Source organism: Bradyrhizobium sp. SZCCHNR1017 (assembly GCF_032381375.1).
In the GTDB taxonomy this organism is placed as follows: domain Bacteria; phylum Pseudomonadota; class Alphaproteobacteria; order Rhizobiales; family Xanthobacteraceae; genus Bradyrhizobium.
The window spans coordinates 1-21,579 of sequence record NZ_JAUHIR010000009.1; the positions used below are offsets into that span (position 1 = coordinate 1).

Annotated in this window: 22 protein-coding genes; 8 read left to right on the forward strand and 14 right to left on the reverse strand. The window is 62.5% G+C overall.

Going from position 1 to position 21,579, the window contains the following annotated elements; translation table 11 throughout:
* Positions 1-228: 228 nt before the first annotated feature.
* Positions 229-1,317 (reverse strand): hypothetical protein, encoded by a 1,089-nt coding sequence (locus tag QW863_RS21670; protein WP_315718643.1) that lies wholly within the window; start codon positions 1,315-1,317, stop codon positions 229-231.
* Between the two features lie 224 nt (positions 1,318-1,541).
* Positions 1,542-2,900 (reverse strand): hypothetical protein, encoded by a 1,359-nt coding sequence (locus tag QW863_RS21675; protein ID WP_315768633.1) that lies wholly within the window; start codon positions 2,898-2,900, stop codon positions 1,542-1,544.
* 107 nt (positions 2,901-3,007) lie between these two features.
* Between QW863_RS21675 and groL the strand changes: the two genes are divergently transcribed.
* From groL to QW863_RS21690, 3 genes are all read left to right on the forward strand, one after another.
* Entirely contained in the window at positions 3,008-4,630 is a 1,623-nt protein-coding gene (gene groL / locus QW863_RS21680; RefSeq protein ID WP_315718645.1) for a chaperonin GroEL, read from the forward strand.
* Positions 4,631-4,786: 156 nt separating this feature from the next.
* Positions 4,787-5,641: a universal stress protein gene (locus tag QW863_RS21685; RefSeq protein ID WP_315718646.1), complete on the forward strand. Its 855-nt coding sequence runs from the start codon at positions 4,787-4,789 to the stop codon at positions 5,639-5,641.
* A 42-nt stretch (positions 5,642-5,683) separates the two neighbouring features.
* Positions 5,684-6,172, forward strand: coding sequence for a DUF2267 domain-containing protein (locus QW863_RS21690; protein ID WP_315729401.1), 489 nt, complete (start codon positions 5,684-5,686; stop codon positions 6,170-6,172).
* A gap of 193 nt (positions 6,173-6,365) precedes the next feature.
* Here QW863_RS21690 and QW863_RS21695 read toward each other — a convergent pair whose 3' ends face one another.
* From QW863_RS21695 to QW863_RS21710, 4 genes are all read right to left on the reverse strand, one after another.
* Positions 6,366-6,713: a cytochrome c gene (locus tag QW863_RS21695; protein ID WP_315718648.1), complete on the reverse strand. Its 348-nt coding sequence runs from the start codon at positions 6,711-6,713 to the stop codon at positions 6,366-6,368.
* A 58-nt stretch (positions 6,714-6,771) separates the two neighbouring features.
* Positions 6,772-7,101: a hypothetical protein gene (locus tag QW863_RS21700; protein ID WP_315718649.1), complete on the reverse strand. Its 330-nt coding sequence runs from the start codon at positions 7,099-7,101 to the stop codon at positions 6,772-6,774.
* 75 nt (positions 7,102-7,176) lie between these two features.
* Positions 7,177-8,892: a DNA polymerase/3'-5' exonuclease PolX gene (gene polX / locus QW863_RS21705; protein WP_315718650.1), complete on the reverse strand. Its 1,716-nt coding sequence runs from the start codon at positions 8,890-8,892 to the stop codon at positions 7,177-7,179.
* Between the two features lie 67 nt (positions 8,893-8,959).
* The gene (locus tag QW863_RS21710; protein ID WP_315768635.1) at positions 8,960-10,303 is read right to left on the reverse strand and encodes a nicotinate phosphoribosyltransferase; all 1,344 of its coding nucleotides are present in this window, start codon (positions 10,301-10,303) and stop codon (positions 8,960-8,962) included.
* A 162-nt stretch (positions 10,304-10,465) separates the two neighbouring features.
* Here QW863_RS21710 and QW863_RS21715 point away from each other — a divergent pair, with 162 nt between their 5' ends.
* Positions 10,466-10,684, forward strand: a complete 219-nt coding sequence (locus QW863_RS21715) for a ChaB family protein (protein ID WP_315714354.1) — start codon at positions 10,466-10,468, stop codon at positions 10,682-10,684.
* Positions 10,685-10,695: 11 nt separating this feature from the next.
* On the opposite strand, the gene QW863_RS21720 is transcribed toward QW863_RS21715, so the two are convergent.
* The gene (locus QW863_RS21720; RefSeq protein ID WP_315714353.1) at positions 10,696-11,358 is read right to left on the reverse strand and encodes a phosphoribosyltransferase; all 663 of its coding nucleotides are present in this window, start codon (positions 11,356-11,358) and stop codon (positions 10,696-10,698) included.
* 241 nt (positions 11,359-11,599) lie between these two features.
* Between QW863_RS21720 and QW863_RS21725 the strand changes: the two genes are divergently transcribed.
* Positions 11,600-12,526, forward strand: coding sequence for a hypothetical protein (locus QW863_RS21725; RefSeq protein ID WP_315714352.1), 927 nt, complete (start codon positions 11,600-11,602; stop codon positions 12,524-12,526).
* A 22-nt stretch (positions 12,527-12,548) separates the two neighbouring features.
* Here QW863_RS21725 and QW863_RS21730 read toward each other — a convergent pair whose 3' ends face one another.
* From QW863_RS21730 to QW863_RS21750, 5 genes are all read right to left on the reverse strand, one after another.
* Positions 12,549-13,541 (reverse strand): ribose-phosphate diphosphokinase, encoded by a 993-nt coding sequence (locus tag QW863_RS21730; RefSeq protein ID WP_315714351.1) that lies wholly within the window; start codon positions 13,539-13,541, stop codon positions 12,549-12,551.
* 51 nt (positions 13,542-13,592) lie between these two features.
* Positions 13,593-14,159 (reverse strand): HPF/RaiA family ribosome-associated protein, encoded by a 567-nt coding sequence (locus QW863_RS21735; RefSeq protein WP_315714350.1) that lies wholly within the window; start codon positions 14,157-14,159, stop codon positions 13,593-13,595.
* A 182-nt stretch (positions 14,160-14,341) separates the two neighbouring features.
* Positions 14,342-14,764 (reverse strand): hypothetical protein, encoded by a 423-nt coding sequence (locus QW863_RS21740; RefSeq protein ID WP_315714349.1) that lies wholly within the window; start codon positions 14,762-14,764, stop codon positions 14,342-14,344.
* 167 nt (positions 14,765-14,931) lie between these two features.
* Positions 14,932-15,246 carry a hypothetical protein gene (locus QW863_RS21745; protein WP_315714348.1) on the reverse strand — a complete coding sequence of 105 codons (315 nt, stop codon included), beginning with the start codon at positions 15,244-15,246 and terminating at the stop codon, positions 14,932-14,934.
* A gap of 58 nt (positions 15,247-15,304) precedes the next feature.
* The gene (locus QW863_RS21750; RefSeq protein ID WP_315714347.1) at positions 15,305-16,234 is read right to left on the reverse strand and encodes a hydrogen peroxide-inducible genes activator; all 930 of its coding nucleotides are present in this window, start codon (positions 16,232-16,234) and stop codon (positions 15,305-15,307) included.
* Positions 16,235-16,463: 229 nt separating this feature from the next.
* On the opposite strand from QW863_RS21750, the gene katG reads away from it, so the two are divergent.
* Positions 16,464-18,644, forward strand: coding sequence for a catalase/peroxidase HPI (gene katG, locus QW863_RS21755; RefSeq protein WP_315714346.1), 2,181 nt, complete (start codon positions 16,464-16,466; stop codon positions 18,642-18,644).
* A 95-nt stretch (positions 18,645-18,739) separates the two neighbouring features.
* Here the strand turns inward: katG and QW863_RS21760 are convergent, their stop codons facing one another.
* Positions 18,740-19,555: a lytic transglycosylase domain-containing protein gene (locus QW863_RS21760; protein WP_409977953.1), complete on the reverse strand. Its 816-nt coding sequence runs from the start codon at positions 19,553-19,555 to the stop codon at positions 18,740-18,742.
* A gap of 177 nt (positions 19,556-19,732) precedes the next feature.
* On the opposite strand from QW863_RS21760, the gene QW863_RS21765 reads away from it, so the two are divergent.
* Together QW863_RS21765 and QW863_RS21770 are read left to right on the forward strand one after the other, a co-directional pair.
* Complete coding sequence (locus QW863_RS21765; RefSeq protein ID WP_315714345.1) at positions 19,733-19,978, forward strand: hypothetical protein; 246 nt, start codon at positions 19,733-19,735, stop codon at positions 19,976-19,978.
* A gap of 190 nt (positions 19,979-20,168) precedes the next feature.
* Positions 20,169-20,756 carry a PepSY domain-containing protein gene (locus tag QW863_RS21770; RefSeq protein WP_315768638.1) on the forward strand — a complete coding sequence of 196 codons (588 nt, stop codon included), beginning with the start codon at positions 20,169-20,171 and terminating at the stop codon, positions 20,754-20,756.
* Positions 20,757-20,765: 9 nt separating this feature from the next.
* Here QW863_RS21770 and QW863_RS21775 read toward each other — a convergent pair whose 3' ends face one another.
* Positions 20,766-21,458, reverse strand: coding sequence for a TetR/AcrR family transcriptional regulator (locus QW863_RS21775; protein ID WP_315714343.1), 693 nt, complete (start codon positions 21,456-21,458; stop codon positions 20,766-20,768).
* Positions 21,459-21,579: the final 121 nt, after the last annotated feature.

The window sequence follows — 21,579 nt, forward strand, 5'->3', positions numbered from 1 at the left end:
GCTACGGCGCTATTTGGGAGCGCGCGTCCGGGCGGCTTTGCTCCACCGAGCTACACCACCTCCGGGGACACGACCGCTTGCTGCCGATACGCCTGTTCCGATGCATCCGGGAGCGCTGTTGGCGAATTCCAGCAGAGGCGCACCTCGCGCAAGACCGCTTCGTATGTCCCTGCACTTCAACCTGCGATCCACTGAACGATCAGCGGATCGATACTGCATACGGTTGCCTCAAGAAGCTGGCCCAGCAGGACTCTTATTTCCGGCAACAGGAACACCGTGCAGCGGCGCGTAGTTGGCTGCGAAATCCGAGCAGAGCTTGTTCTGGTACTCGATAGGTAACGACGCAAGCACCGATGCGGCCGCCACCGCCCTTGCATCGTCCTTTGATTTCACGGTGATGTAGGCGATCATTCGGTGAAGTGTCAGAAAAATCGAGAAAAAGTTCCGTGTATTGACGTAGAAGCAATGATTGCTTTCGAGCTTTGTGCCCGGCCGGTCCTGCCAATGCCGCTGCACGATTGCGGTCCCCGCATCGAAATCTGTAACGGCAAAATTGCCGTAGCCGAGCCGAGTAAATAGCGGACGATTGCTGAGAAACTTGGCAAGGTCGAGCTCCTGTCCACGCACGGCCCCGATCAGCAGCATCTGATCCGCTACAGGAATGTTCTCACGGATCTGAAATCCTTTCGACAGTTCAAGCGCGCAGACTACGTAGCGCGGAAGGCGGGTCGTTTCCATCGCCTTTCCCTGTGCGGCCGGCGTGCACAGATCCTGCCTGACGAGTTGGGAGAGATGAGCGAGCGCGCCTGATACCCCGACCGCCTTCCCCTTCAAGAGCAAAGGCGCCGGGTCTTTCTCACGCAACGCGATTCCAATATCCAGCAGGCCGTCAAATTCATCGTCTGCAGGCAGGTCGATCTCGAGCGTGGAAGACCAGCCGAACGGCCACAGCCAGATGGTTGACCGCACTTTCCCCGTCGTGTGCCACACGGCCTCGTTCAGCGTTAAGTCGAGATTCTTGGGCCTGCAGCGTAGAGGCCACACGAGATCGCAGGCATCTCCAAACGAGGTTATGGTCCCCGGGATATTGCTAGCGACCGCCTGATAGCGCGGCCAGAAGTGATTCCGGCGCAGGTCGAATTCATCATTCAGTGGAAGAAGGACAAGGTTCGCGAGCTCGATCTTGGCCCCCTGGCTGCGCATCTCGCGATAATCACGAGAGGACCAAAGGAAGTGAACCCGTGGATCAAAATCGGCCGCAACGAACGGCTGCGACCAGAGGTGAACGTCAAAAACACAATAGACAGCGCGCGCCATTATCGATTTCCTCACAAGATCGATTTCCTCACAAGCGCAGCATCCCCGGCATCTCGCTTCGCCGGTCATCCGCAAACCATTGTCTTCTCGCGCTTTGCGCGCTATTCTCAACGAGCTGTACAGCTGGGCGACTGCCCAAATATGTCGCCAGTGCTTACCGACCAGGCGAGCAAGGCGGCAGCGATCTCCTGGGACCGGCCGCAAGGCCGGTCCCGGCCGGCTCTTCAGGTTAAGGTGAGCGGTTTCATTTGTGCAAGATCCTCGCGCCCGGCCGGCAACCGCGCTGCCTTTTCGTCAAAGTACATCCAGAGAAATTCGGTCGGCTCAAGATTGCCGGCTCTTGATTCCTTGATCGGGTCGAACATGGTCGGTTCGACCCCCCATCGGGCTGCTGCATCAATGGGTTTGATGAACTCGTCTTTATCGAACCATTCTTTCATTTCCGATCGGCACTTCGCATCAGGCGCCTTGAGCTGAAACCAGCCGAGCAAAATCCTGCCGCCATTGCTTGCAGGCACGACAAGCGAGCCGAAATATTGCTTGCCATCCGCGATCATCATAACCGGATCGAGCTTGCCCCCGGCCGCACGCACGGCTTTCTGAATGATCGGGCCGACCCTGTCGGTTTCCTGGACAATGCGCGCGTTGCGCTCCCGGGCGCCGATCATCGAAATACCTTGCAAGACGGCAGCCAAGATTCCGCCAAGCACAATTGCAGCGCCACACAGCGCGAGAAACGCGATCGCGCTCACAGTCGATCCGATCCCCGCAAAATGCAGCTGCAAGGAAGGAATGAGGTACGCCGTCCCAAGGAACAAAAGAGTCGAGATAAAGATGCTGAGTGTAACGGACTCGGTCGCGCCCAGTTCAACTCTTGACTCCTTGGGGGCGAATAGCCGCAAAATCATCAAGAAGAACGTGCCGGGAATGACGTACGACGCGAGGCGGAGCGAAACACCGCCCACGCTCTCAGTCCCGAAAAGACCGATGCTCATCTTCTTTTCCGCAACAGATGCGCCGGCGATCGTTTTGTTGTCCTTCACGTTTTGGAGCGAATAACTGACACTGAACGCCAGGTTCTCGTCCCGCTCTGCGATGCTGGAATCGGCTTTGAGGCACATTCTGCTGCGCACCAAAGTCGAACCGGGCTCAACGGTGCCGAGACCGATGGTGTCTTTCACGTCGCATGTGCCGTCTGGCCCGAGGCTTCCGATCTTCAAAGAAGGAGGACCAAACAAGCTAAGACCCGCGTCCATGATCCTGGCTTCGGTCGCATTCTCGATCCATATGCTGAAGCCCATCGTCTGGCCGGCGAGGATTTCATTGCGCGCGAGAATAACCGTCAACGCCGGCTTGCCGGGAGCATCGGCCCAGGTGAGGCCGGGAAGCAAGCAGGCCATCAGTTGAAGGACGATGGTCCAAAAAGCCCCATTGAGCCGAGGAATTGGAATAGAGCGCACGTCCCGCTCCCAATGAATTTCGCAGCGCAAGCTGCGCGGCGCGTTACCGCAGCAAAGCTGTTTTCTACTAAAGCTTGCAACAGCGTAGGCTTGCTCGGTGGGCAATGCAAGACCACTCGGCATCCGACCGGCGAGTTGCTCCCAGGCCTAGGCTTGATCAGGATCAAGCGTCCAAAACGGCGTCACTTCTATCTTGATCTGATGAAAGCCGTCCTTCTGAGGAGCGATTGATGCCTCACAAGCAGGTGCTGTTTCATTCCGCGGCCCGTGAAAAGATCCTGCGCGGAGCCTCGCTGCTTGCGGACGCCGTGCGCGTGACGCTCGGCCCCAAATCAAAATCAGTGTTGATCCAGAAGAGCTGGGGCACCCCGATCGTATGCAACGACGGCGTCACGATCGCCAAGGAATTTGACCTCAAGGATCCGGAGGAGAATCTCGGAGCGCAGGTGCTGCGTCAGGCCGCGGAGAAGACCGGCGATCTCGTTGGCGACGGAACAAGCACCTCGACGATCCTGGCACATGCGATTCTTGCCGACGGCGTCAGGAACGTGGTCGCCGGCGCCAGTGCCATCGATCTGAAACGGGGCCTCGACCGCGCTGCCCACGCGACGATAGCGGCCCTCCATGCCATGGCGCGCCCCGTCAAGACAAAGGCGGAAAGAGCTCAGGTCGCCACCATCTCGGCTCACAATGATCCATCGATTGGCGCGCTGGTCGCCGATGCGCTCGAGAAAGTCGGCAGCGATGGAGTGATCTCGGTGGAGGAGTCCAAGACCACCGAAACGTCGCTCGACGTGGTGGAAGGGATGAAATTCGACCGCGGCTTCCTGTCGCCCTACTTCGTGACCGATGCCGATCGCATGGAAGCGGTGCTTGAAGAGCCATTCATCCTGTTGTGCGACCACAAGATCAGCGCCCTGCGCGACCTCATTCCGCTGCTCGAACAGATCGCAAAGTCGGCACAACCGCTCCTGATCATCGCCGAAGACATTGAAGGCGAGGCGTTGGCCACGCTCATCGTCAATCAGCTTCGCGGCGTGCTCAAAGGCTGCGCCGTCAAGGCGCCCGGTTTTGGTGAGCGACGCAAGGCGATGTTGCAGGATATTGCAATCCTCACTGGCGCCCAGGTCATCTCCGACGATCTCGGTTCGAAGCTCGAAAACACCACTTTGCAGCAGTTGGGACATGTCGCCCGTGTGGTTGCCGACAAGGAAAACACCACGCTGATCGGCAGCAAGGGCGAACGCAGCCAGATCGATGCGCGGCTGCAACAACTCCGCCGCGAGATCGAGAAAACGACCAGCGAGTACGACAAGGAGAAGCTTGAGGAGCGGCTCGCCAAGCTGTCGGGCGGGGTTGCCGTTATCCGTGTCGGAGCGCCGACTGAAGCTGAGATGAAATCACGAAAAGAGGCGCTTGACGACGCCATCAGTTCGACGAAGGCGGCCGTTGCAGAAGGTATCGTGCCGGGCGGCGGGCTTGCCTTGCTTCGATGCATCGAAGCCGTCGGCAAGGAGGAAGCACTCTGCGAAGGCGACGAAAAGACCGGTGTACAGATCTTGAAGCGCGCGCTCGAGGCCCCCGCTCGCCAGATCGCGGAGAACTCGGCAACGGATGGCGGCGTGGTCGTGGCGCGCATGCTGAGTGGCGTCGGCAGTTTCGGGTTTGACGCCGCGCGCAAGCAATATGTCGATCTCGTCGAGGCCGGCATTGTCGATCCCGCGAAGGTCGTTCGGACAGCCCTCGAGAACGCGGTGTCGGTTGCCGGCATCCTCCTGCTCACCGAGGCGACGATGACCGAAATCGCGGAGCCAAAGCGCGAACGGTTAGCGGAACCCGAAATTCCGGTGTGACGCTAGACCACGAAACGGGGCCGTGCCCCCTCCCCCGAGCGGAGCACAACTTTGCGGCGGACCGGTTAGTGACGGCCGGCCATTGACTGTTGATTCAAGTCAACATGCCGCTTCATCCGACGGAGAGTATGGATTGGGTCCCGGAGGGAGGTCGTCGTGATCAATATCAACGACATTCTCGTGCATATTCCGACCGAGCAGCCACCGCAGCCTGTCGTTGATGCCGCCGTCTCGTTGGCTGCCCGGTTCGACGCCCATCTCGATGCGATTGCAGTCGGATACATCCCGCCCAGTAGCGCGTATGTGGTCGATGGAGGCGCGGGCGCAGCAGTCGCCGCTTCAGAGATCTTCGAAATGGAGCGGCAACGCGCCGCCCAACGCAGCGCGGCTGCACTCGCCATTTTCGAGACGGAAGCCCGGAATGCGAACATCTCTCACGCAAGCCGCTCGGTCGAGGACCTGCCCGGTGAAGCCGCGTCCGCGCTCGGCGCTGCGGCCAGGCTCTATGGACTGACGGTGGTCCTGCAGACGGACGCAACACAGGACAGCTACGACACTAGGACTGCGACGGAGATCCTGCTCCAGGCGGGCGGACCCGTCCTGTTCGTGCCGCATATCTTCCGCGGCACCTTCAGAGCCAACCGTATCGGCATCTGCTGGGATGGAAGCCGCCTTGCCGCCCGCGCTTTCAAGGACGCAAGACCGTTTCTTTCTCAAGCAGAAGCGCTGGTCACGATTTCGATCAATGAGGCGCAGGTTGCTCCCACCGAGGCCTCAGCGCGGAAATTGACTGAACACATGGCTCGCGCCGGACTTACGACAACGCTGCTCGAGCTGACGGCAGAGCATTCCGAAATTCAGCCGTCCATCCTGTCCCTGGCCGCCGACGAAAGTCTCGACATGCTGGTGATGGGGGCATATGGGCATTCCCGCCTGCGGGAAGGCATTTTCGGCGGCGTCACCCATGAAATGCTGAGGACGATGACGATCCCGACCCTGCTGTCGCATTGAATCGAGGCCGGCATCCGTGCTCGCCGGATCATGACAACGGACGTGATTGCGGTGACGCCGTCGATCCGGGATGCCGCTATTGTGGCCAATCTAGGAGAACGCATCATGAGCGTAACAGGCGTCACCGCGCTGGATCACACCATTCAGGAGACCAATCTCTGGCTCAAGGCGATCGAGGAGAAGCTGGAGTTCGGTAGTCGTCAACAGGCCTACAACGCGCTCCGGGCTGTTCTGCATGCGTTGCGCGATCGCGTAATTCCGGAGGTGGCGATCAAGCTTGGCGCCCAGCTGCCGATCCTCCTGCGCGGGATCTACTACGAGAACTGGCACGCGGCGGGAACGCCGACCAAGGAGCGACATGCCAGCGACTTCGCGGATCACGTCGCCATGGAGCTGCCCCAGCAGTTTCCCATCGCGCCGCTGACCGTCATTCGCGGGGTGTTCGAGATCGCGTGGGAGAAGCTCGATCCCGGTGAATTTGAGAAACTGATGCACCATCTGCCGGTGCAGATCCGCGAATTGAAATCGTAATCCGGTCATCTGGCCCCGCCCGGCACGTCCGCCGCGCACTCAGCGACGGGACGCCTTCGTACCGGCCCAATCGCGTGTCGCCAGACCAGCGGCGATGCCGTCAGACCGTCGAATGGACCGCGCAGCCGGCCAAATGAGCTTCCCAAGTGAGCTTCGATGTGCAGGGATCAGCGCTTTCCTGAGCAGCGAGCATTCATTTCCTGACTGCAAGAATGTAGAGGTAGCTCATGATCGCGTAGACGTCCTCGTCGGAAAATTCGATTTGCGGCATGTCCCTGTGCTTCGACACCATGCCTTCCGACAGCTCCGCCTGCAACTCGCGCCGATTGAACCGGGCGTAGATATCGCGCATCGGCGGAGCATTCTCGAGCGGGCTTTCGCCAACCGATTTGATCGCATGACAGCGCCCGCATCTTTCCTGCAGGATGGTCCTGCCTCGTTGCGCGGCCTTGCTGAGGTTCGCGGCATCCACGTTTGTCGGCCAACACGAGAGCAGTCCGACGAAGAGGCCCAGAGCCCGAAACTTGAAACGCCCCGACATGCGTCTGGCTCTCCGCGGCAATATAACAGCCCCGCCCGTTGCTCGAGTGCAAGCGGATTTAATAGCAGACCCGCACGTAATGCACATGCCGCCTGTGCCGGACAGCTCGGACATAGCAGTCGCCGTATCCGTACGGTCCCCAGAACGGACCTGGCCCCCAATACGGTGCCGGTGGGTAGTAATAGGCTGGCCCCGGATAGCCGTAATAGGGATACGGCCCCCAATAGCCGCCGCCGAGGGCCGCGCCGAACAGCGCGCCGGCAGCCAGGCCGCCGACGATTCCCGCGGCAATGCGCCCGTTGCGAGCGTCGGCACCCGTGGGTGCAAGCAGCGCGAGGGTCAGGACGGCCGCGGTCGCAACCGTACCAATCTTCTTCCCGAAGCTCATTTCACCCTCCTGTGCTGTCATCTAAGATGAGCGCAACTTCGCGTGCGCCACGTTGCGAAGGATCAAGCAATCCGGCTAGCGCTTCAGCATTTTCTTCGTCCGCGACAAGGGTTGAGTGTTGATGACGTCTGCGGCTTCGAGCCAGCCTCGGCGCGCCTGATCGACGCCGAAACGCATGTTGGCGAATCCAGCGGTCGAATGTGCGTCCGTCGAGATCGCCAGCTTGACGCCCGCGGACTTGGCGGCATGAACATGGATATCGTTGAGATCGAGCCGGTCCGGGTCGGCGTTGAGCTCGAGATGACAGCCGCGCTCGCCCGCCGCCGCAATGACGGCTTCCATGTCGATCTCGTAAGGCTCGCGGTCCCCGATCAACCGTCCGGTCGGATGACCGATAATCGAGACATGGCGATTGTCCATCGCCCGGATGATGCGCTCGGTCTGCATCTTGCGCGAGAGCTCGAACTTGTAGTGAACGGAAGCAACGACCAGATCGAGCCGCGACAGGATCTTGTCGGGCAGATCAAGCCGTCCGCCCGCCAGAATATCGACTTCGGCGCCTTTCAGCACCGTAAATCCATCCAGCCGGTCGTTCAAACGGTCGATCTCGTCGATCTGACGCGACAGACGTCCGGCATCGAGACCATGGGCGACAGTGACGTGTTGGCTATGGTCGGTCAGAGCCATATAGGCATAGCCTCTTGCCTTGGCGGCCGTCGCCATCTCGGCGATCGCGGCGGTGCCGTCGGTCCATTTGGAATGGACGTGCAGGTCGCCTCGAATATCGGACAGCGTAATCAGTTTCGGGAGCTTTTTTGCTTTTGCGAGCGCGATCTCGCCGCGATCCTCGCGCATCTCGGGCGGAATCAGGGGCAGCCCGAGCTTGCCATAGATCTCCTCCTCGGTTGCTCCGGCGATGCGCCGCTTGCCGGCGAACAGGCCATATTCGTTCAGCTTCCAGCCGTGATCGTTAGCGAGTCCGCGCAAGGAGATGTTGTGCGCCTTGGATCCGGTGAAATACATCAGCGCGGCGCCGTAGCTGGCCTCAGAAACAACGCGCAGGTCGACGTGCAGCCCGGAGCGCAGCACCACTGCCGTCCGCGTATCGCCATGAGCGAGCACATTGGCGACATTGTCGTATCGAGAGAGTCTCCCGCCGGCGGCGTGGCCGTCACGTGCCACCATCAAGATATCAAGATCACCGACGGTATCGCGCCTGCGACGGTAGCTTCCGGCGACGATCACCTTTCCATCGGTCGCGTCTGGCCTCAGATAGCTGAGGAGTGCTTCCGCTTCGGCTTCGGCCTCGGATAGTCTGAAGCGCCTCTCGGCTCGAGGCTTGGCCAACGCCGCGGTGAGCTTTTCCTCGCTCTTGGCACCGAAGCCCCGAAGCTCTCTCAGCCGACCCGACCTCACCGCGCGCCTGAGGTCCGCGAGTGACCGCACGCCCAGCTTGTCGTAGAGCAGTTTGACGCGTTTCGGACCCAAGCCCGGGAGTGCCGCGATCTCTCCGAGATCGCCGGGCAGTTCACGCTTGAGCTTGTCCAGCACATCGAAATGATGGGTTGCGACGATCGTTTCGATCTTTCCTGCCAGATCCTTGCCGATACCTGGCAGCTCGGAAAGATCCTCACCCGCCTTCAAGAGGTTGGTGATGCTCCTGGGCAGACGTTCAATCACCCGCGCAGCATTGCGATAGGCCCGCGAACGAAACGGATTGTCGCCTTTGATCTCGAGAAGTTCGGCGGTCTGGTCGAACATCTCTGCAATTTCGGCATTCTGTACCGGCATCGATGCACCTCCGTCGCTTGACAGGCTAGAGAGGGATCGAGCCGCTTCCCTTGATGCAGATCAGAATTCAGGGACGCGAGCCTATCCGGTCGGCGACAGCTGCCAGCTGTTCAAGATGGCTTGAAATCTGCACCGGATAGGGCGCGACCGCTTTGGAGGTTCTCAGCTCCGGAGGCAGCAGATCGAGCTGCCGGCGCGCGTGAGCCCGGATGTCGTGAAGTGAAGGTTGAGAGGCGATAGGGCGTCCGCCGAGCATCACCGCCTGGATCAGCGTTTCCCCCTCTTGTTGGTCCTCCTCGGTCGAAAGAATGTCTGCGAGCATGCGGCCCTTCCTGTCATACCGGCGCCAAACCTGCTTGCGGCCGGGCCAGGTGGCCTTTCCCGTCGAGCGCTTGCGACGGGGCAAGCCCGCATACTCCTGCAGCTTATAGGCACAGTCGAGTGCTGGCGCATCGGACGACGTGACGAGGCCCGTGCCGATGCCGATACCGTCGATCGGCGCCGCATCCCGAGCGAAGGCAATCAGGGTACCCTCCTCTATCCCGCCACTGACGAAGATGCCGGTGTCCTTGAGTCCGCCGGAATCCAGAATGCAGCGCACCTTCTTGGCGAGCGCAGACAGATCCCCGCTGTCAAGCCGCACGGCGCTGACCGCAATTCCAAGTTCCTTCAATCGGGGCGCCAGCATGACGACCTTCCTCGCGGCCGCCTCGGTGTCATAAGTGTCGATCAGCAGGACGAGATTCTCTGGCCTGGCGCGCGCAAACGCCTCGAATGCTGTAGCTTCGTCATCAAAGGATTGAACAAACGAATGCGCCATGGTGCCATAGGTCGGAATGCCGAATGACTTCTCGGCCAGGAGGGTTGCCGTACCGGAGAATCCAGCGACATAGCTCGCGCGGGCGGCCAGCAGCCCTGCCTCGGCACCATGGGAGCGACGCAAGCCAAAATCGACCAGGAGCTTGTCTGGCGCGAGTAAGACCATGCGCGCGGCCTTGGAGGCAATCAGCGTCTGAAAATGCAGGATGTTGATCAGGCGCGTCTCGACAAGCTGCGCCTCCGGTAAAGGAGCCGTAACCCTAAGGATCGGTTCGTTGCCAAAGAACACGGTGCCTTCCGGCATCGCATGAACCTCGCCGGTGAAGCGGAAATTGGCGAGATAGTCGATCAACGACTTGCTGAACTTTTCCGTTCGCTCAAGCCAGCCGAGTTCGTCTTGCGAGAACCGTATGTTTTGCAGGAAGTCGAGCGCCTGCTCCAGTCCGGCCGCCATCAGGAAGCTGCGCTGAGGCGGCAGCTTGCGCACAAAGAACTCAAATACCGCTGTATCAGTCTGGCCCGATTCAAGGTACGCTTCGATCATGGTCATCTGATACAGATCGGTTAGCAGCGCGCTCGGTAACGGGTCCATCGATGTCCTCGGCGCTCACATGACGTCAGCCATCCCTTCGATGTCTGCGCATCCCTATTTGACGCCGGTCAAGAGGCGGAAGCAAGTTGCCTCTATCCTCTTTGGTGGAAACGCCGCGGCGTCGCGAGCAAGGCGCGGCAGTGAGCGTCCGAGGCAAGAGCCATGCCCTATCGCACAAACATCGATCTTCCCCCTGCTGTTCGCGCTCACCTCCCATCGCACGCGCAGGACATCTATCGGGAAGCATTCAACCACGCCTTTGCCTCCCATGCGGAAGACGAACGGCAGGAAGAGATTGCTCACCGCACAGCCTGGGCAGCGGTGAAGCGATCCTACGTGAAGGTCGGCGACCGCTGGGAGCCGCTGCCCCACGACCATTAGGCGCCGGCTCGTCAGGAGGCGTGCATGGATCTGCTTGATGGAAACTGCCTCAAAGTGGCAATCACCTCGTCGTCGCTGACCTGATGAAAGTCGCGATAGAAATAGCCGATCGCGCCAAACTCCTGAGGCTCATGCAGACAGACGACGGCATCGACTTCCGCATGCAATTTCCTGATGGCGTCCGGCGGCGCGACCGGGACCGCAAGCACGAGCTCTTTCGGTTCCTGCTTCCGAACAGCCTTGATGGCGGCAAGCGTGGTTGCGCCTGTCGCAACGCCGTCATCGACGATGATCGCAACCTGCCCCTTGACTTCGGCGCGAGCCCGATCGCCCAGATAGCGCTTGCGGCGCCGTTCGATCTCAGCACGTTCCTCCCTGCAGACGACCTCAAATTCTTCGGAGGTGACGCCGGATAGCTCGATCACGTCCTGGTTACGTATGGTGGTCATGCCCTCACCATCCGCGATGGCGCCCATTGCGAGCTCCGGCTGCCCCGGCAGCCCGATCTTGCGGACCAGCAGCAGATCGAGTGGCGCATTGAGGGCTGCTGCGACTTCCGCCGCAACCGGCACGCCGCCGCGTGGCAGCGCAAGAACGACCGGGTGCCGCCCCTTGTATTTGAGCAGCGCCTCGGCGAGTTGCCGGCCGGCATCGGTTCGGTTCTGGAACAGCATGGCAGACCTCATGCGGAAGAGGGGCAGGATATGAGCCGGACAACCACTGCTATTGATCCGTATCAAGCTGCCGGCTGCCTCGATTGGCGATAGGCATCATATGCCCGGATGGCAGAATGAACCCTGGGGCGAGGACGCTGAGAATGGCAGCGCGACCGCTCTTGCTCGCAAGGTGGCGTTTCTCAGCCGGCCGGACAGTTATGTCCCGGCGCCCGACGCTGTGATCACGCGGGAGACCCACATGTCCTGGGTCTTCATGGTTGACGAGCGCGTCTACAAGCTCAAGAAGCCGGTTCATTTTCCATATCTCGATTTCTCCAGCCTTGAGCGCCGCGCAGAGGCCTGCCGCGCTGAGGTTTCGCTGAACCGAAGGCTGGCGCCCGACGTCTATCACGGCCTGGTGCCGCTGACGGCTGCGCCGGGTGGTTACGCCATCAGAGGAGGCGGACACATCGTTGATTGGCTCGTCGTCATGCGCCGGCTCGACGAAGGCCAAACACTCGAAGTCGGGCTTCGCAATCGCAAGGTCTCCCAGGCCCAGATCGATGGTTTGGCCAGTCGCTTGAGCCGCTTCTATTCGCATGCGCGCCGGATCATGATCAATCCGGAGAGCTACATGGTGACCCTGCAAAAGGCAGTTCTGGCGGATCGGCGAGGTTTGCTCGAGTCGGCCTTCGACCTGCCCCGCGGCACCATCGAGCGCATCGCCAACCTGCAATGCCGTTTCCTGCGGCAGCGGACCGATCTACTGGCGCAGCGGGTGCATCACCGGCTCGTCCTCGACGGCCATGGCGATCTGCGGCCGGAACATATCTGGTTGAGCCCTCCCTTCCCCATCATCGACTGCCTGGAGTTCAATGCCCGCTTGCGGACGTCGGATGCACTGGACGAAATTGCCTTCCTGCACTTGGAATGCGCTCGACTGGGAGGACCGTGGGTCGGTGAGAGGCTTCGGCGATATCTGGCCGTCCAGCTCAATGATGACCCGGCCAGCGGACTGTTCTTGTTCTATCGGATTGGCCGCGCCATGCTGCGCGCCAGGCTATCCATCGCTCATCTCGCCGACGCCCATCCACGGACGCCGGAAAAATGGCCGCGGCTGGCGCGCACCTATCTCAAACTTGCCAAGGCGGACGCAGCGCAGCTTGAGCGGCAGCTCACGGCGTGAGCCAGAATTTGAATTGCGGGGATCAATCCTGATACGGAAGCAGCTCCGTCAGCGGCTCGTTGTGGTGCAGCCGACGAATGGTCTCTCCGAGAAGGGGCGCCGCCGAGACAATCTCGAGCTTATCGCGAACCGCGCCCGGCGGAAGCCTGAACGGTGGCACGCTGTCGGTCGCGATGATGCGGCCGATCGCAGGGTCGGCGAGCGTCGTTGCCGCGCCCGGCATGAACAAGCCGTGCGCCACGCAAGCTATCACCTCTTCGGCCCCATGGGCACGGGCCGCCTTCGCCGCCCGCACCAGGGTTCCACCGCTGCTGATGAGATCATCCACGATCACGCACAGCGCGTTCGCCACCTCTCCGGCGAACAAGTCGCCCGAAACGACGCCGGAGCTGCGATGCTTCTCCACGAATGCCTTGCCGATCGGACGGCCGAGCGCTTTCCCCAGAACCTCGCGGAGCAGGTCCGCGCGCTTGCCGCCTCCGAGATCCGGCGAAACCACGGCAATCGGCCGATCAGCCGCGATCGCCTTGATCCTGCCGATCAAGAGCGGCGCCGTGCTCAGCGCTACCGATGGGCAACGGAACGCGTTCTCGAACGCGGCCTCGTTGTGAACTTCGAGGGTCACCACTGCATCAACACCGATCGCCTCGAACATGGTCGCAAGATAACGGATCGTGACGGGGTCATTGGCCTTGGTGCGCCGATCCTTTCGCGCATAACACAGATACGGTGCGACCGCCGTCACCCGCGCAGCACCGGCATCCTTCAACGCTCCGACCAGGAACAGCAGCCGGCACAGCTTGTCGTTCGGACTCTCGTCAGGACCGCCATGGAGGCTATGCAGAACGTAGACGTCGCAGCCGGCGACAACTTCCAGCGGCCGCACCTTGTGTTCGCCGTCCTCGAAGCTGCGTTCTTCGACAGCGGCGAGACGGCATCCGAGCGCGTGAGCGATTTTTTCGCCAAGCCCTTCCGTGCCATGAAGACAGAACAAACGCAGGCGATCACCAATCATCGGTTACCTCCAACGTCAAACCTGCTCGCCGCTCGCGTCTCGGCCGCCGATCTAAGCCCGCAGCCCATGTTTCCCGAGCAATCTGACCGTGCTCGCCTGCGGTCCTTTTTCTCCGATCTCCTCGACGTAGCTTACGCGGGCGCCGGGCACGATGCTTGGTCCACCATCAACGACACTATTACAGTTGAAATAGACTTCGTGGCCGTCGGCGGCTTCCAGAAAGCCGAACTGGCCGCTTGGATCGATACGCGCAACGGTTCCGATCGGTTGAGGCTCGTGCGTCTTGACATCGCCACGCATCAGTCGCGCCCGGTCCTGCAGTTGTCGACGCGCGCGTTTGAATGCGTTGTCCACGGCGAAGGTCAAGTCGACGTACCGTTCATCCAGCTTCGGGGTACGTCCAACGTGGACTTCCCGACCGTCGGGCAGCGCCAGCCGAACGCTCACCAGATATTGACCGCCGGTTTGGTGATGACCGCCCGGACCTTTGACCATGACGCGCGCCGCGGTGATCCGGCCAAAGCGGCTCTCCAGTTCCGCGACATGTTGCTCAACGGCAGCCCGGATTTCAGCGGAGACGCGAATCCCTTCAAATTCGATTTGAACTGGTGTTTGCATTTCCGGCTCCTCTCCCGTGTCGAACTTATTGGACCACGGGAGCGAGGAGCAGCTTTGAGCAAGATCAACTTGCCTTTAGCGTTCTGGCTGCCACGCGATCACGATCAGCTCGCAGCAAACACGAAATCGTCTGCGCGATCGCTCGCGCAGACGACAGGGCATCCGGAACCAATCAGCCGATCTCACCAGGGGCCGCCCCACGGACCACCCCAGCCATAATAGCGATGCCGCCAATACGGACGGGCATAGTAGGGACGGCCGTAATACGGCCCGTAGCCGACGCCGACATAGCCGTAGGGCGGGCCATAATAATAGGGATCGTCGTAGTAATAAGGCGATGCCGTCGCCGCGATCCCGGCGCCGAGAAGCGCGCCGGCCGCGAGCGCGCCTGCTCCCCAGCCCCAGCCGCCGCCACGCCAACCGCCACCACGCCAGCCGCCGCCATGCCAGCCGCCATAGCGGACCTGAACCGTGCTGAGCGGCGCAACGTCGGCCTTCGCCGCGGCCGACAGCGCAGCGACGGGTGCAGACAACGCCGGAGCGCTCGCTCCGGCCAGCATTGCGCCGGACAGGGCCAGCGCTCCCACATAGTTCAAGCTTCGCATCGCAAGGACTCCTCGACCAAGGTCATCACGCATGACTGCCGCGAAGGTCATCCGGCGCAGTCCTCCGCCGCGATCGCGGCGACGAGCAAATGAGCTGCTCGTCGCTACGAACCACCTGTCGGCGCGACCGTTCCATTGCAAAAGCGCGATCGCCGGCGAACATCCCTTCAATGCCGGCCGAGATTGCTCGAGCTGCCGGAATTGTCGGCGCCGGTGCTCGGGCTGTTGTTGTCGAGCAAGCCGGTGGCGTCATTCGGCGCCGATGGCGTGCGCCCCGATCCGTTCCCCGCCGCAGCGGCGGCTTCCGCCGCGCCCGATCCCATTCCGGTCGTCCCCGTCGCGTTTCCGGGTCCGCCCGGCGTTGAGGTTGTCGCGTCGCGGGAGGCGCCGGCGCAGCTGCCACCCGTGCCGCTGCTATCAGCCAAGGCGAGCTGGCTCGACAACGCGAGCGCAGCAGCGGATGCGATCAAGGCCAATTTCATGAGGATGTCCTTCCTTAAGGAAGGACAACGCCGCCTCGGACGGGATGGTCCCGAAGGATCAGCTTCGCCGTTTGCGGCCCTGCGCTGCCGCGGCCTGCTTGCGCAGACCCTCGGCCGCGCTGCCGACGATCTCGGAAATCTGCATCAGTTGCTTGGCGAGCGGGCTGGTCTTGCGCCAGACCATGCCGACCGTGCGCTGCGGCTGCGGATCGGCGAAGCGCGCCAGCGACACCGACGCCGACCGCGTCTCGACGCCGACCGCCATCTCCGGAATCAACGTCACGCCCATGCCGGCGCCGACCATCTGCACCAGGGTCGACAGCGAGGAGGCATCGAGCATCTCGCGCGGCGCCTGCATGTTGCAGAACGACAGCGCCTGGTCGCGGAAGCAGTGCCCCTCCTCCAGCAACAGCAGCCGCATCTCGCGCAGCATCTCGCTGCTCGGCACCGCCGCGCCTTCATATTCCGGCGGCCGCACCAGCAGGAAGCTCTCCGCGAACAGCGCGACCTCGGTCAGCGACGGCTCCGACACCGGCAGCGCGACGATCGCGGCATCGAGGCGGCCCTCGACCAGTTCCTCGATCAGCTTCGGCGTCTTGGACTCGCGGACGTGGATGTCGATCTCGGGATGTCTGCGCGTCAGGTTCCCGATCACCTTGGGCAGCAGATAGGGCGCGATCGTCGGGATCATGCCGAGCCGCAGCCGGCCCGTGAGCTTGTCGCGCGAGGCGCGGGCGAAATCGCCGAGCTCATCGACCGAGCGCAGGATCTCGCGCACGCGCTCGGCGAGCTGCTCGCCGAATCGCGTCAGCACCACCTGGCGCGCATTGCGCTCCAGCAGCACGCCGCCAAGCGCGTCCTCCATCTCCTTGATCTGCATCGACAGCGCCGGCTGCGAGATCGCGCAGGCCTCCGCGGCGCGGCCGAAATGGCCGAGACGCGCCAGCGCATCGAAATAGCGAAGCTGCCGCATCGTCAAATGTATCATCAGTTTATCTTATCGTTCACCGCCGCGGAGTCAATTTTCCCTGACCACAATCTTGAGATGCAACGGTCATGCACCGTGTCCATATGCGTTTGAATGGCGTCAGACCAGGTTCATCAGATAATCTTATCGTTGCGATCACCAATCTCAATTTCCCCTGATCGAAGCAGCCGCGTAGGGTCCCGGCTCCCACCCCAGGGGGGAACCATGACGATCACGTCAGGAGAGAAACATGGATGACGTCAGCAAGTGCCCGTTTTCGGGCGGCTTGAAGGGATTTTCGAACAAGGATTGGTGGCCGAACCAGCTCAATCTCTCGGTCCTGCATCAGCACTCGAACCTCTCCGATCCGCTCGGTGAGGCGTTCGATTATTCCAAGGAATTCAAGAGCCTCGATCTCGACGCGCTGGTCAAGGACCTGCACGCGCTGATGACCGATTCGCAGGACTGGTGGCCGGCCGATTTCGGCCATTACGGTCCGCTGTTCATCCGCATGGCCTGGCACGCCGCCGGCACCTATCGCATTGGCGACGGCCGTGGCGGCGCCGGCACCGGCCAGCAGCGCTTCGCGCCGCTGAACAGCTGGCCAGACAACGCCAACCTCGACAAGGCTCGCCGCCTGCTGTGGCCGATCAAGCAGAAGTACGGCCAGAAAATCTCCTGGGCCGACCTGTTCGTGCTGACCGGCAACGTCGCGCTGGAATCGATGGGTTTCAAGACCTTCGGCTTCGGCGGCGGCCGCGCCGACACCTGGGAGCCCGAGCAGGACATCTATTGGGGTCCCGAGGGCAAGTGGCTCGCCGACGAGCGCTACAGCGGCGACCGCGAGCTCGCGGGCTCGCTCGCTGCCGTGCAGATGGGCCTCATCTACGTCAACCCGGAAGGCCCGAACGGCAATCCCGATCCGCTGGCTGCCGCGCGCGACATCCGCGAGACCTTCGCCCGCATGGCGATGAACGACGAAGAGACGGTGGCGCTGATCGCCGGCGGTCACACCTTCGGCAAGACCCACGGCGCGGGCGATGCGTCGCTGGTCGGGGCCGAGCCGGAAGGCGCCGACATCGCGCAGCAGGGTCTCGGCTGGGCCAGCAAGTACGGCTCGGGCAAGGGCGGCGATACCATCACCTCCGGCCTCGAAGTGATCTGGACGACGACGCCGACCAAGTGGAGCAACAACTTCTTCTGGAATCTGTTCGGCTACGAATGGGAGCTGACCAAGAGCCCGGCCGGCGCGCATCAGTGGAAGCCGAAGCACGGCGCCGGCGCCAACACGGTGCCGGACGCGCATGACAAGTCGAAGCGGCATGCGCCGTCGATGCTCACCACCGACCTCGCGCTGCGCTTCGATCCGGCCTACGAGAAGATCTCGCGCCGCTTCCTGGAGAACCCGGATCAGTTCGCCGACGCCTTCGCCCGCGCCTGGTTCAAGCTGACCCATCGCGACATGGGTCCGAAGGTGCGCTACCTTGGCCCGCTGGTGCCGAAGGAGGATCTGATCTGGCAGGATCCGGTGCCGGCCCTCGATCATCCCGTTGTCGACGACAAGGACGTCGCGGCGCTCAAGGCGAAGATCCTCGCCTCGGGTCTGTCGGTGTCGCAACTGGTGTCGACGGCCTGGGCCTCAGCCTCGACCTTCCGCGGCTCGGACAAGCGCGGCGGCGCCAATGGCGCGCGCATTCGCCTGGCTCCGCAGAAGGACTGGGCGGTCAACAACCCGGCCGAACTCGCCAAGGTGCTCTCGACGCTCGAGGCCATCCAGAAGGAGTTCAACGCGCAGGCCTCCGGCGGCAAGAAGATCTCGCTCGCCGACCTGATCGTGCTGGCCGGCAATGCCGGCGTCGAGGCGGCCGCCAAGAAGGCCGGCGTCGAGGTGACCGTGCCGTTCGCGCCCGGCCGCACCGATGCCTCGCAGGAGCAGACCGACGTCGAGTCGTTCGCGGTGCTCGAACCGACCCATGACGGCTTCCGCAACTATCTCAGCGGCAAGCAGTGGCTGTCGGGCGAGGAGCTGCTGGTCGACAAGGCGCAACTGCTCACCTTGACCGCGCCGGAGATGACCGTGCTGGTCGGCGGCCTGCGCGTGCTCGGCGCCAACGCCAACGGCTCCAAGCATGGCGTGTTCACCGAGCAGACCGAGACGCTCTCCAACGACTTCTTCGCCAACCTGCTCGACATGGGCGTGGCCTGGCGTCCGGTCGATCAGGGCGAGCACACCTTCGAGGGCCGCGACCGCAAGTCCGGCGCGATCAAGTGGACGGCGACCCGCGCCGACCTGATCTTCGGCTCGCACTCGCAGTTGCGCGCGCTGGCTGAGGTCTATGCCAGCTCGGATGCCAAGCAGAAGTTCGTCAAGGACTTCGTCGCCGCCTGGACCAAGGTGATGAACCTCGACCGGTTCGATCTGAAGGCCTGAGGCGACAAGCCGACTGACCGACACCAAAGAGAAGCGGCGCTTCAGTGATGAAGCGCCGCTTTTTTCATTGGACATGTCTATCAGTCGCGGGCCCGTCAGCGCGCCGCGGCCGAGCCGCCGCCGTCGATCTGGCGGCCCATCAGCGCGATCGCCTTCTGATAGACGCCGGCGGCGTTCCAGGCCTCGATGGCGGCGAAGTTCGGCTCGCCCGGCTGATAGCCGGCGCCTGCCTTCCAGCCGTTGGCGCGCAGGAAGTTCGCGGTCGAGGCCAGCGCGTTGGCGGCGACGTCGAGATTGCCGACGCCGTAAGCGAGGATGTTCTTCGGCATGAATTGCGTCTGCCCGACCTCGCCATGCATCGAGCCGCGGGTGTTGCCCGAGAGCACGCCGCGGTCGATCAGCTTGAGCGCGGCATAGAGCTGGTCGGTGAAGAACTCCGGACGGCGGCAGTCATAGGCGAGCGTCGCGATCGACGACAGCATGTGCTGATTGCCGCGCTGGCTGCCGAACGCGCTCTCCATGCCCCAGATCGCGATCAGCGGTCCGGGCGGCACGCCGTAACGCTGCTCGATCGAGGCGAACATCGCCGCCTGCGACTGCTTGAGCTGGCGGCCGCGCGCGACGATCGCAGCAGCCCCGCGCTTGGCGAGGAACTGATCGAGCGACAGCGAGAAGCTGCGCTGGCCGCGATCGGCGGCGATCGTCGCGGAGGCGTAGTTGGTCTGCATCAGCGCGGCGATCGCGGCGCCGCCGACGCCCTTCGCCCGCGCCTCCTCGCTGAATTCGCGCTTCCACGCCTCGAACCCCGCCGGCGACGAACCGCACTGCGCCGCTTGCGCAACGCCGCCGCAGGCTGCGAGCAGCGTCGCGACGGTGAACGTGAAGGTGATCATGGCCCGGCGCTTAATCATTCAGACTCCTCTGGTCGCGTCCGCCGATGCGGCCTGCATCGTGACCCCTGTCGGGACATCGGACGCCGCTGCGCGGCAATATCGGCCGCTCCCGGTTGAAACGGCGACAACCTATCGGAAATGGAAGAAAATCATAGCCGGCGGCGCATTAGCCGCAGATGAACGCGCCGAGCACCCGTGATTGCGCAGCCGCCCATCGACATGCGTGGCCGTGCGGGTTCCAAGGACGCAGCTCCCGCAATCGTGATCAGCGCCATCTACATCATCATGACCTGCCGGACGTCCACCGGTTTCCAGCCGGTCGAAAACAGCGCCAAGGCGATCGCGATCCGCTCGCTGGCCATGACGAGCAAACGCGAGATCCAGAGCTATCTCCCGCCACCTATCAGTTCGCCAGGCACAATGGCTTGGCCTTCAACGTGACGGCGATCGCCCCTCCATCCCCGAGGGCCACGGCGTCGGCTTCGACACCGACTACATGACGCCGCCGGTACCGTAACCTTGACATATACGCTGCCCTTAATTATAAAACGATACAGTTTCGTTTTATCACAACCGTTTTCCGAGGGAATGCTCTACAAGCACCGACCGAGATCGGAGACAGCAGGCCGTCATGAAACGAATCATTCTGTTGACCTTGATCCTGCTGTCATGGGCGCCCCTGGCGCACGCGGTCGCCGGGACCGGCTCCGGCATGCAGACCGAGAGGGATCCGTCAGCCTCCACCGATCCGGCACTGAGCCAGGAGACGATCGATCGCGAGCTCGACAAGTTCCGGCGGACGGAGGTGTCACTGCACCAGGCGCTGCGGATCGCCGAAAGGATTCATCCGGGCTCCAAGACCGCGGACATCAGCTTCGAGGGTGGGCTCGACGCGCCCGTCTACAAGGTCCGAACCCTGCAGAGCGGACGGATCTGGGAATCCGACATCGACGGCACCACGGCGAAGGTGCGCAACAGCGTGCTGTTCTCCACCGTGGATGGACTGAGCGAAAGCGATCGTAACAGCCTGGCTGCCCTCACCACGGTCCGGCTCAAGATGTCGGATGCGATTCGGATCGCCGAGCGCTCGGCGGCCGGCCGGGCGATCAGTGGCGGCCTGATGAACAAGGACGGCAAGCTCGCCTTCGTCGTGATCGTCGTCAGCGGCAACGATCTCAAGCAGGTGACGCTCGAACCGTCATCGCTCCGGCGACGCTGATCGCGCTGCTCAGACCTTCGGCTGCAGCGCCAGGAACGTCTTGACCCGGTCACGGACGAAGCCGGGCAGCTCCCTGCGGATCGTCCTTTCGCTCTCACCCATGAGCGAGCGCATGATCACCGGCATGACGATCAGATCGATGAAGATCTCGGCAGAAACGGCCGACGCCTTCGACGGCGTCCGGCGAGCGGTCGTGGCCGAGGCGCCGATCGTCTCGCCGAGCAGCACCGCCACGGCATGGGTGGCCCGCTTGCGCGAGACGTCATGAAACTGACAACTGAGATCGGGAAACCGGTAAGCCTCCCCGATCGTGACCCGTAACAATCCCAGCGAGTCCTTCAGCGCGCGATCGACGATGGCGATGGCCAGTCCAACCAGCTTTTCCTGTGCGGTGCCGGCCACCGGCGTGTAGGACCCGAGATTCATCACGTCGTTGATGGACCGCGCGACGACGGCGGCGAACAAGGCGGCCTTGCCGGTGTATCGGGCATAAATCGTCGGCTTGCTGGCGGGGGCGCGCTCGGCGATCTCGTCGATGCTGGCGCCGTCAAAGCCGCGCTCGAGAAACACCGCGCGCGCAGCGTCCAGAATACGTTCCTCGATATTTCCAGCCAGCGCCTTCGGCGGCCGTCCCACCCGCCCGCGAAACGCTTCCGTGCGTGCAACGTCCGTACGTTTCAATTTGGCCTGCGTGCGGGCCATACTCAACGACCTCGACTCGACATGAAGATATGTCGTCAAGGGATTACACGTTCTTGTCGAGACGGCAATAGAACGACCACGCCACGCGGCTATGCGCATGGTGGCGTACATAATCGGCAAC

What these genes read in the sequence shown, in the direction of transcription:
- QW863_RS21670 (WP_315718643.1), bottom strand. Translation starts at nt 1,317, where the DNA reads ATGGCGCGCGCTGTCTATTGTGTTTTTGACGTTCACCTCTGGTCGCAG.
- QW863_RS21675 (WP_315768633.1), bottom strand. Translation starts at nt 2,900, where the DNA reads ATGCCGAGTGGTCTTGCATTGCCCACCGAGCAAGCCTACGCTGTTGCA.
- groL (WP_315718645.1), top strand. Translation starts at nt 3,008, where the DNA reads ATGCCTCACAAGCAGGTGCTGTTTCATTCCGCGGCCCGTGAAAAGATC.
- QW863_RS21695 (WP_315718648.1), bottom strand. Translation starts at nt 6,713, where the DNA reads ATGTCGGGGCGTTTCAAGTTTCGGGCTCTGGGCCTCTTCGTCGGACTG.
- QW863_RS21700 (WP_315718649.1), bottom strand. Translation starts at nt 7,101, where the DNA reads ATGAGCTTCGGGAAGAAGATTGGTACGGTTGCGACCGCGGCCGTCCTG.
- polX (WP_315718650.1), bottom strand. Translation starts at nt 8,892, where the DNA reads ATGCCGGTACAGAATGCCGAAATTGCAGAGATGTTCGACCAGACCGCC.
- QW863_RS21710 (WP_315768635.1), bottom strand. Translation starts at nt 10,303, where the DNA reads ATGGACCCGTTACCGAGCGCGCTGCTAACCGATCTGTATCAGATGACC.
- QW863_RS21715 (WP_315714354.1), top strand. Translation starts at nt 10,466, where the DNA reads ATGCCCTATCGCACAAACATCGATCTTCCCCCTGCTGTTCGCGCTCAC.
- QW863_RS21720 (WP_315714353.1), bottom strand. Translation starts at nt 11,358, where the DNA reads ATGCTGTTCCAGAACCGAACCGATGCCGGCCGGCAACTCGCCGAGGCG.
- QW863_RS21725 (WP_315714352.1), top strand. Translation starts at nt 11,600, where the DNA reads ATGTCCTGGGTCTTCATGGTTGACGAGCGCGTCTACAAGCTCAAGAAG.
- QW863_RS21730 (WP_315714351.1), bottom strand. Translation starts at nt 13,541, where the DNA reads ATGATTGGTGATCGCCTGCGTTTGTTCTGTCTTCATGGCACGGAAGGG.
- QW863_RS21735 (WP_315714350.1), bottom strand. Translation starts at nt 14,159, where the DNA reads ATGCAAACACCAGTTCAAATCGAATTTGAAGGGATTCGCGTCTCCGCT.
- QW863_RS21740 (WP_315714349.1), bottom strand. Translation starts at nt 14,764, where the DNA reads ATGCGAAGCTTGAACTATGTGGGAGCGCTGGCCCTGTCCGGCGCAATG.
- QW863_RS21745 (WP_315714348.1), bottom strand. Translation starts at nt 15,246, where the DNA reads ATGAAATTGGCCTTGATCGCATCCGCTGCTGCGCTCGCGTTGTCGAGC.
- QW863_RS21750 (WP_315714347.1), bottom strand. Translation starts at nt 16,234, where the DNA reads ATGATACATTTGACGATGCGGCAGCTTCGCTATTTCGATGCGCTGGCG.
- katG (WP_315714346.1), top strand. Translation starts at nt 16,464, where the DNA reads ATGGATGACGTCAGCAAGTGCCCGTTTTCGGGCGGCTTGAAGGGATTT.
- QW863_RS21760 (WP_409977953.1), bottom strand. Translation starts at nt 19,555, where the DNA reads ATGATTAAGCGCCGGGCCATGATCACCTTCACGTTCACCGTCGCGACG.
- QW863_RS21770 (WP_315768638.1), top strand. Translation starts at nt 20,169, where the DNA reads ATGAAACGAATCATTCTGTTGACCTTGATCCTGCTGTCATGGGCGCCC.
- QW863_RS21775 (WP_315714343.1), bottom strand. Translation starts at nt 21,458, where the DNA reads ATGGCCCGCACGCAGGCCAAATTGAAACGTACGGACGTTGCACGCACG.